Genomic DNA, 8844 nt, shown 5'->3' with positions numbered 1-8844 from the left:
TGCTTCAGCGCTCGAGCTTGGGGATGGTGGTGGCGGCGGGCGCCGTTGCGCCACTTTCACGTGAAAGTGGCGCGTCGCGCAGGTCTTCGATCCGCTCGGCGAGGGTGGCCACCGTGGAGGATTCGAACAGCGTCTTCATGGCCAGCCGGGCGCCGGTGGTCTTGCGGACCTGGGCGATCAGCTGGATGGCGACCAGCGAGTTGCCGCCGAGGGCGAAGAAGTCGTCGTGGACGCCGACGCGCTCGACGCCGAGCACTTCGGCCCACTGCCGGGCGATCTCCGCCTCGAGGTCGGTGCGTGGGGCGAGGTAGTCGTCCTGCGCTCGCGGTGACACCGTCTCGGCGGCCTCTTCGGTCTCTTCCAGGCGTTCGGCGGTCACCCGACGGTCGAACAGGTCGCGCACCGGGCGGGTGCTGATCACCACCTGCCCGCCGAGGCCGGGGGTCAGGGCCCGCAGGAACGCCTCGGCGCCGTCGACCGGCCGGATCCCGCCGGAATCCACAGTGGACTTCGGGGCGGCACTCAGCCCGCTGCTGACCGCGCCTTCGTCGACCTGCCGCAGCACGAAGTCCTCGATCTCGACCAGCACGCGGCCGGTGTCGTCGCACAGCGTCAGGTCGGCGGAGATCACCTGGTCGCCGCCGGAGTCCCGGTAGCGCAGGTGGCTGTGGAAGCTCGCCGGGAGCGGGGCGTGCACGACCACCCGCCCGTAGCTCATCGGCAGGTAGGTGCCGCTCCCCCGGCCGCGGCCGAACGCGGTCGCGACGTCGAGCAGCGCCGGGTGCAGCCCCCAGCCGGTGTCGCCGGCCGCCGCGTCCGGGGCGACGATCGAGGCCAGTTCCTCGTGCTCGCCGACGTGGTGGGTGCGCAGCGCGGCCCAGCGCGGGCCGAAGGTGACCATGCTGGTCCGGCCGGTGCCGAACGCATTGCCGTCGTCGAGCACGCGGGTCCGGCCCCGCATCGCATCGAGGTCCACAGTGGACGTCGCCGGCGCGGGGACCCAGCTCGCCGTGCCGCGGACGTGCACCTTCGTCACCCCGGCCGCGCGGCTGGTCACCGTGAAGCCGTCACCGTCGAAGCCGACGCGGTACTCCGCGACCGTGCCTTCCGGCACCGAGAACGGCTCCAGGAAGGCGACGTCCTGCAGCTCGACGACGTGGCCGTCGCCGGGGCGCGGCCGGACCGCCTCGACCGCCGCCCGGACGGTTTCCAGGTGGCCGGTGCCCGGGACGACCGGCACGCCGGCGATCCGGTGCTCGGCCAGCAGCCAGTGCCCCGCCGCCGAGACGAGGCCGTGGCAGCTCTCGCCGGTGCGGGTGGTGAGCACCGGGTGCTCCACCGGGCCGTCCGCCCTGGTCCGGGTGGAGCGGATGGTCGTCGGCGCGGCCACCTCGGCGGCCATGCCGACCTCGTCCCAGCCGCCCCAGTCGTGCGACACGACGCGGGCCCGCCAGCCGTGGTCGCCGCGGGCGTAGGCGTCGAGGAAGTTGTTGGCCGCACAGTAGTCGACCTGCCCGAAGTCGCCGGAGACCGCGGTGACCGACGAGCACAGCGCGACGAAGTCCATCGGCAGGTCGCCGAACGCCTCGGCGAGCGCGAGGGTGCCGCCGATCTTCGGGCCGAGGACCCCTTCCGCGGCCGCCCGCTCCTTGACTTCGGCGACGCCGCCGCCGGGGAGCCCGGCCGCGTGCACGATCCCGTCGAGGCCGCCGAACTCGCGCTCGGCCAGCTCGCGAATCTCCCGCAGCCGGACCGGGTCGGTGACGTCGGCGGCGGCGACGTGCACCACCGCGCCGGCCGCTTCCATCCGCCGGATCGCCCGGATCGCGCGGCCCGTCCGCTCGTCGCCGGAGTGAGCGGCCCATTCCTCCCGGGGCGGCAGCCCGGACCGGCTCAGCAGGATCAGCTTCGCCCGGACGCGCAGGGCGAAGTCCTCGGCGAGGGTGATGCCGATCCCGCCGGTGCCGCCGGTGATGAGGTACCGGCCGCCGTCGCGCAGCACCGGCGCCGCCGCCTCGGGCACCGTGAGCTGCGTGTGTTCGAGAACCCAGCGACGCCCGCGGCGCAGGGCGACCTCGGGTGCGTCGGCCGGTCCGAACAGCTCGGCCACGACCTCGCCGGACACCCTCTCGACGTCGATCCGGCGCACGACCGTGCCCGGCACCTCGAGGGGGACGACCCGCGCGATGCCCGCGAGGGTCGCGTGCTCGGGCCGGGTCAGGTCGGTGCCGGTGACGTCGGCGGTGCCCGTGCTCAGCACGTCGATCCGCACCGGCTCGCCCCAGGCCTGGACCAGGTTGAGCACGCTGAAGAAGCCGCGGTCCTGTGCGGCCATCCCGGTCTCGGTCCCGCCGAGCGTCCAGGCGTGGACCACCCGCCCGGGACGGGTGCCGAGGGCGGCGACGAGTTCGTCGTAGTCCTCGCGGACCCCGGGCCGCACGGTGAAACCGGCCTCGGTGGTGGCGAACTTCTCGCCCGGGCGGACCTCGGTGACGGTGACCCCGGCGTCCCGCAGCAGGCCGGCCACGACGTCGTCGTCGACGAACGCGAGGCAGGACGAGAACGGCTCACGCCGCAGCCGCGGTCCGGCCTGGCGCCAAGACGGCACCGCGAACCACTCGTCGAGGGGCAGCGGCCCGCTCGGCCGCGCCGGTTCGGCGGCCGTCCCGGCCGGATCGGGGTCGACCCAGTAGCGCTTGCGCGCGTACGGATAGCCCGGCAGGGGCACGCGGTGCCCGGGAACAAGGGACTCGACGGCCACTCCGTGTGTCCACAGGAGACCGGCCGCCGCGTAGAGCGTTTCGATGTCGCCTTCGCGGTCGGTGCGGCCGGGCAGGCTCGGCCGCGGCGCGGGCAGGCCCTTCGGCACCTGGCCGCGGGCGAGCCCGGCCAGCTGGTGCCCCGGACCGCATTCGACAAGCGCCCAGCGGTCGCCGCCGGCGAACAGCGTCCGCACGCAGTCGCCGAACCGCACGGCCTGCCGCAGGTGGGCCGCCCAGTACGCCGGGTCGGTCGCCTGGGCTTCGGTGATCCAGCCGCCGGTCAGGTTCGACAGGAAGGGCAGCGACGGCACCGACCGCGGCACCGCGGCGACGGCTTCGGTGAACTCCGCCAGGATCGGCTCCATCATCGGCGAATGGAAGGCGTGCGAGGTCACCAGCTCGCGGCACTGCACGTCACTCGACTTCAGCAGCGCGGCGAAGTCGGCCACGGCGTCCGATGGCCCGGCGACGACGCAGGTGCCCGGGCCGTTGACGCCCGCGATCGCCAAGCCCTCCGGCAGCCGCTTCGTCACGGCCTCTTCGTCGAGCTGGACGGCGAGCATCGCGCCGGCCGGCATCGCCTGCATCAGCTCGCCACGCCGGACGACCAGCCTCACCGCGTCGGCCAGTGCGAACACCCCGGCGACGGTCGCGGCGACGTACTCGCCGACGGAGTGGCCGATCATCGCCCCGGGCCGCACGCCCCAGCTGCGCCAGAGCATCGCCAGCGCGTATTCCACGACGAACAGGGCCGGCTGGGTGTAGCGGGTTTCCCGCAGCCGCGCGTCCCCGCCGCGGTCGAAGATCAGCTCCTTCAGGCCGGGCAGGCCGGCCAGTGCGCAGCACTCGTCGACGGCGGTGGCGAAGACGGGCTCGCTCCGGTACAGCTCGGCGCCCATCCCGCCGTACTGCGAACCCTGGCCGGAGAACAGGAACGCCACCTTGGGCTCGTCCGCCCGGGCGGTCAGCAGGCGCCGCGGGTCGCGCAGGCCGTCGACCGCGTCTTCGGTGTCGCGGGCGACGACCACCGCGCGGTGCGGGTACTCGGTGCGCCCGGCCGCGAGGGTGTGCGCGACGTCGGCGAGGTCGAGGTCGATGTCCCCGGCCAGCCGGTCGGCGAGCCGCTCGACCGCGGTGGCCAGGGTCTCCGGCGTCTTCGCCGACACACGCAGCAGGTGCGCCGGGTGCGGCCGCCGGGGCCGCCGCGGCGCCGGGGCCTCTTCCAGCACGAGGTGGGCGTTGGTGCCGCCGACGCCGAACGAGCTGACGCCCGCCCGGCGCGGGCTGTCGGCCGCTTCCCACTTGGTCACCGTCCGCGCCGGGTGGAACGGGCTGCGCGGGAAGTCGATGCCCGGGTTGGGCTCCTCGTAGTTGATGGTCGGCGGGATCAGCCCGTGTTCCATGGCGAGGACGGTCTTGATCAGGGACACGACCCCGGCGGCCTGGGACAGGTGGCCGATGTTCGACTTCACCGACCCGATGGCGCACCAGCCGGTGTCCGCGACGCCGTGTCCGTACACAGTGGACAGGGAGGTGATCTCGATCGGATCGCCCAGCGCGGTTCCGGTGCCGTGCGCCTCGACGTAGGAGATGGTGCGCGGGTTCACCCCGGCCATGCCGACCGCCTGCGCGATGGCCTCCGTCTGCCCCGCGACGCTCGGCGCGGAGAAGCCGACCTTCGTGGCGCCGTCGTTGTTGATCGCGTTGCCGAGCACGACCGCGCGGATGTGGTCGCCGTCCTCGAGGGCCCGGGAGAGCCGCTTGACCAGGACCACGCCGACGCCGCTGCTCCACACCGTGCCGTTGGCGCCCGCGTCGAACGCGCGCACGTGCCCGTCCGGCGAGGTGAAACCCTCGACGCCCATGTACCCGATGCCGTGCGGCATCTCCAGGTTCACGCCGCCGGCCAGCGCCATGTCGCACTCGCCGTTGCGCAGGGCCTCGCAGGCCAGGTGGACCGCGACCAGCGATGTCGAGCACGCCGTGTGGATCGCGAGGCTCGGGCCGCGCAGGTTGAGCTTGTAGGACACCGACGTCGTCAGGTAGCTCGGCTGGTTGCCGGTCGACATCCCGATGCCACCGTGCTGCGACGCCATCACCCGCTCGTTGCGCAGCAGGTTCTCGACGAGGTAGCCGGTCCGCCCGGTGCCGCCGTAGACCCCGATCGCCCCGCGGTAGCGGGCCGGATCGTAGCCGCCGTCGGTCAGCGCCGAGTGGCAGGCCTCGAGGAACACGCGGTGCTGCGGGTCGGTGATTTCGGCTTCACGGCTGGTCATGCCGAACAGCTCGGCGTCGAATTCGTCGAAGCCGTCGACCACCGTGGTGGCGTTGACCCAGCTGGGATCGTCCAAAGTGGCCGGATCGGCGCCGCGGGCGAGCAGCTCTTCCCGCGTGGCGGGCTTGATGGACTCGACGCCGTCGACGAGGTTGCGCCAGAACTGCCGGAGATCACCGGCGCCGGGCACGCGGGCGGCCATCCCGACGATGGCGATCGGGTCGGCGCTCGCGTCGGCGCTCGCGTCGGCGCTCGCGTCGGGTCCGAGGTCGTGGGTCACTGCGGTCGCTCCTGTTCCTGGCCGGTCGTGCCGGCACTGCGGCGGGGTCTTCTGGACGGCGTGCGCCCCCGGCGGGCGGCGACCCGCTCGGCGGCGCGGGCGAGCTCCGGGCTGGGTGCGGCCCCCGCGTGCAGGTGGGTGGCGAGGGCGCGGACAGTGGGGTGGGTGAACAGGTCCACCATCGGGATGCGGCGGCCGAGCCGGGCGGTGACCTCGGCGTGGACGCGGGCCAGGGCGAGCGAATGCCCGCCGAGGTCGAAGAAGTTGTCGGTGACGCCGACGGCGCCGAGGCCGAGCACCTCCCGCCAGACGGCCGCGATGAGCGCCTCGGTGGCGGCCACGGCGGCCCCATCGGCCGTGTTGGCCACGGCGGCCGTGTTGGCCACGGCGGCCGCGTCGGTCACCGAGGCCGGATCCGCCCGGGCCGGCGCCCGCCCGGCGGCGCCCGGTGCGGTGGTCCGGACGGCGGCCCGCGGGAGCTCCGGCGCGCACGCCGCGGCCGGCCGGTCCGGCTCGGCGGCGAGCGCCGCGAGCAGCGCGGTGAAGTCCTCGCCCAGCGCGGCCATCCGGCCCGCGTCGAACAGGTCCGGGTTGTAGAGCAGCTCCACCCCGTGCTCGAGGACGTAGACGGTCAGGTCGAACGGCGAGCCGGGCTTCCCGACCGGCAGCCACGCCCCGCGGACGCCGGGCAGGTCGAGCCGGGGTTCGGTGAAGTTGAGGACGTTGACCATCACCTGCACGAGCGGCGCCCGGGACGGGTCGCGGGGCACGCCGAGCGCGTCCACGAGCCGGTCGATCGGCGCCGCCGGGTGCGCGGTGGCGGCCAGCAGTTCCTCGCCGCTCTCGCGCACCAGCGCGGCGAAGTCCGCGTCCCCGCCGCGCAGCCGCACCGGGACGATGTCGACGAAGAACCCGGCGATGTCCTGGGTCTCGGCCAGCTGCCGGTCCGCGACGACGGTGGCGACCAGGTGGTCGTCCCCGCCGGTGAGCCGGCGCAGCAGCTGCCCGAACGCCGCCAGCACCACGCCGGCGCGGGTCGTTCCGGTGCGCCGGGCGAGGTCGCCGACGGCCTCGGCGGCACCGGCCGGGAACGCCTGGTGGTGGCTCGCCCCGCGGTAGGTCTGCACGGCCGGGCGCGGCCGGTCCCGCGGCAGGTCCAGAGTGGACGGTGCGCCGGCCAGGTGTTCGGTCCACCAAACCAGGTCGGCGGCTTCCCGGCGGAGGTCGCGGTCGGCGCGCCAGACCGCGTAGTCCGCATAGGACACCGGGAGCGGGGGCAGCGCCTCGCCGCGGTAGGCCGCGGTGAGGTCGGCGCACAGCAGTTCCTGCGACCAGCCGTCGAACACCGCGTGGTGCAGCGTGAACCCGAGGACGTGGGCGCCGGGCCCCAGCTCGTAGAGCCGCACGCGCCACGGCGGTTCGCGGTCGAGTCGGATCGGTGCCGCCGCGTCGGCGGCCAGCCGCGCGGCCACGGCGTCCGCGGCCACCGGGACGACCGGCAGGGCCACGTCGTCCGGCGGCAGGCACTCGGCACGCGGGATTCCGCCGACCGGCCGGATGCGCCAGCGCAGCACGTCGTGCCGCTCGGCCACCGCCCGCAGCGCGCGACGCAGTGCCCCGATGTCGAGGGGCCCGGTCAGCCGGAACGCCATCGCGATGTTGTAGGGGGCCGCGTCCGGGGCGAGCTGGTCGAGGAACCACAGCCGCCGTTGCGGCGGGGACAGCGCCGGCGCGTGCCCGGTCGTCAGGCCGGCTCCGGACGGCGGCGCGGCCGCGGCCACCCGCCGGGTGAGCCCGTCCAGGGTCCGGCCGGCGAAGACGTCCTCGACGGACACGTCGGCGGCGAGCTCGGCCCGCAGCGCCGCGACGAGCCGCATCGCGGAGATCGAATCGCCGCCGGACAGCAGGAAGTCCGACCCGGCGCCCGGGCCGAGCACCCGGCGCCACACCGCTTCCACCGGCGAGCCGGGCGTTCCGGCCGCCGCGGGCTCGTTCTCGGCCAGCGCCCGCAGCGCGGGCCGGTCGATCTTGCCGGTGACCGGGCTGACAGGCAGCTCGGCCAGGCGCCGGATCGCGGCCGGGCGCATCGCCTCGGTCAGCCGGTCCCCCGCGTACGCGTGGATCTCCTCGTCCGGCGGCGCCGACTCCGGGGCGAGGAACGCGACCAGGCGTGTGCCGGCGGGCCCCGGCACGGCTTCGACCGCGACGGCGCCGACCTGCGGGTGGGCGCCGAGCGCCGCCTCGACCTCGCCGAGCTCGATCCGCTGGCCGCGGATCTTCACCTGACGGTCGGCGCGGCCGGCGAACTCCAGCCGGCCGTCGGGGCGCAGCCGGGCCAGGTCGCCGGTGCGGTAGAGGCGCTCCCCCGGGGTGAACGGGTCGTCGACGAACTTCCGCGCGGTCAGCTCCGGGCTGTTCAGGTAGCCCGCGGCCACCCCCGGCCCGCCGATGACGAGCTCGCCCACCTCCCCCGGCGGGACGGGCCGCAGCCCGGCGTCGACGACGTGCGCGCGGTGGCCCGGCGTCGGCGTGCCCAGCGGCAGCGGTTCGGCCGGGATGCCGGTCACCTCGTCGGTGAGCACGACGACGGTCGTCTCGGTCGGGCCGTAGACGTTGAAGAACCGGCGGCCGGGCAGCCAGCGGGCGGCCAGCTCGGCGGGCACGGGCTCGCCGCCGCAGGCGACGGTCCGCCAGCCGGGCACGTCCGCGGGGTCGAGCAGGGACAGCAGCGCCGGGGTGATGAACCCCCAGTTCACTTCGTGCTCGACGACGAACCGGCGCAGCCGTTCCGGGTCCGCCCGGTCGGCCGCGCTCGCGAGCTGGACCGAGCCGCCGGTCATCAGCGGCACGAAGACGTCCATGGTGAACGCGTCGAAGCCGGGTGAGGCGATGCCGAGCGCCCGGGTGCCCGGTCCGACGCCCAGCCGCCCGGCGAACCCGCCGGCGAAGGCGACGATGTTGCGGTGGCCGGTGAGCACGCCCTTCGGCCGGCCGGTCGAACCGGAGGTGTAGAGCACGTGGGCGGTGGTGTCCGGCGTGGCCGGGCAGACCCCGGGCGCGGCGGGCGGCGGGACGTCGAGCCCGACGGCGGGCCCGAACTGCCCGACCGCGGCGTCCCCGATCACCAGCGAGACCCCGGCGTCGGCGACGATCCCGGCCAGCCGGGCCCGCGGCCCGCCCGGTTCGAGCGGGACGTAACAGCCACCGGACAGCAGGACCCCGAGGACGGTGGTCACCAGCGCGGGCGTCCGGTGCGCGCACACCCCGACCCGGGATTCCGGGCCCACCCCGCGCTCCCGCAGGGCGGCCGCCACGCCCCAGGCCGCGGCGGCGAGTTCAGCGTAGGTGAGCCGGGTGGCGCCCTGCCGCACCGCGAGCGCGTCCGGCGTCCGCTCCGCCTGCGCCAGGATCAGCGCGACGACCGTCGTGTCCGCATGAGACAGTGCCGGGACGTCGATGCCCGTGCCGGGCAACGTGTCGCTCAACGTGAACTCCCCAGTTCGGCACGGCCGCGGTGGCGGCCGGGT

General features: G+C 75.3%; 2 protein-coding genes. Both read right to left on the bottom strand.

What is annotated here, in order from left to right:
• Positions 1-4: 4 nt before the first annotated feature.
• The gene (locus DV20_RS24685; RefSeq protein ID WP_043784181.1) at positions 5-5317 is read right to left on the bottom strand and encodes a type I polyketide synthase; all 5313 of its coding nucleotides are present in this window, start codon (positions 5315-5317) and stop codon (positions 5-7) included.
• Positions 5314-8802 (bottom strand): non-ribosomal peptide synthetase, encoded by a 3489-nt coding sequence (locus tag DV20_RS24680; RefSeq protein ID WP_043784180.1) that lies wholly within the window; start codon positions 8800-8802, stop codon positions 5314-5316. Before DV20_RS24680 ends, DV20_RS24685 begins: the two co-directional genes overlap by 4 nt.
• Positions 8803-8844: the final 42 nt, after the last annotated feature.

The sequence above is a fragment of the Amycolatopsis rifamycinica genome (assembly GCF_000695625.1).
GTDB lineage: Bacteria > Actinomycetota > Actinomycetes > Mycobacteriales > Pseudonocardiaceae > Amycolatopsis > Amycolatopsis rifamycinica.
This window is presented reverse-complemented; position numbering and strand designations above follow the sequence as displayed.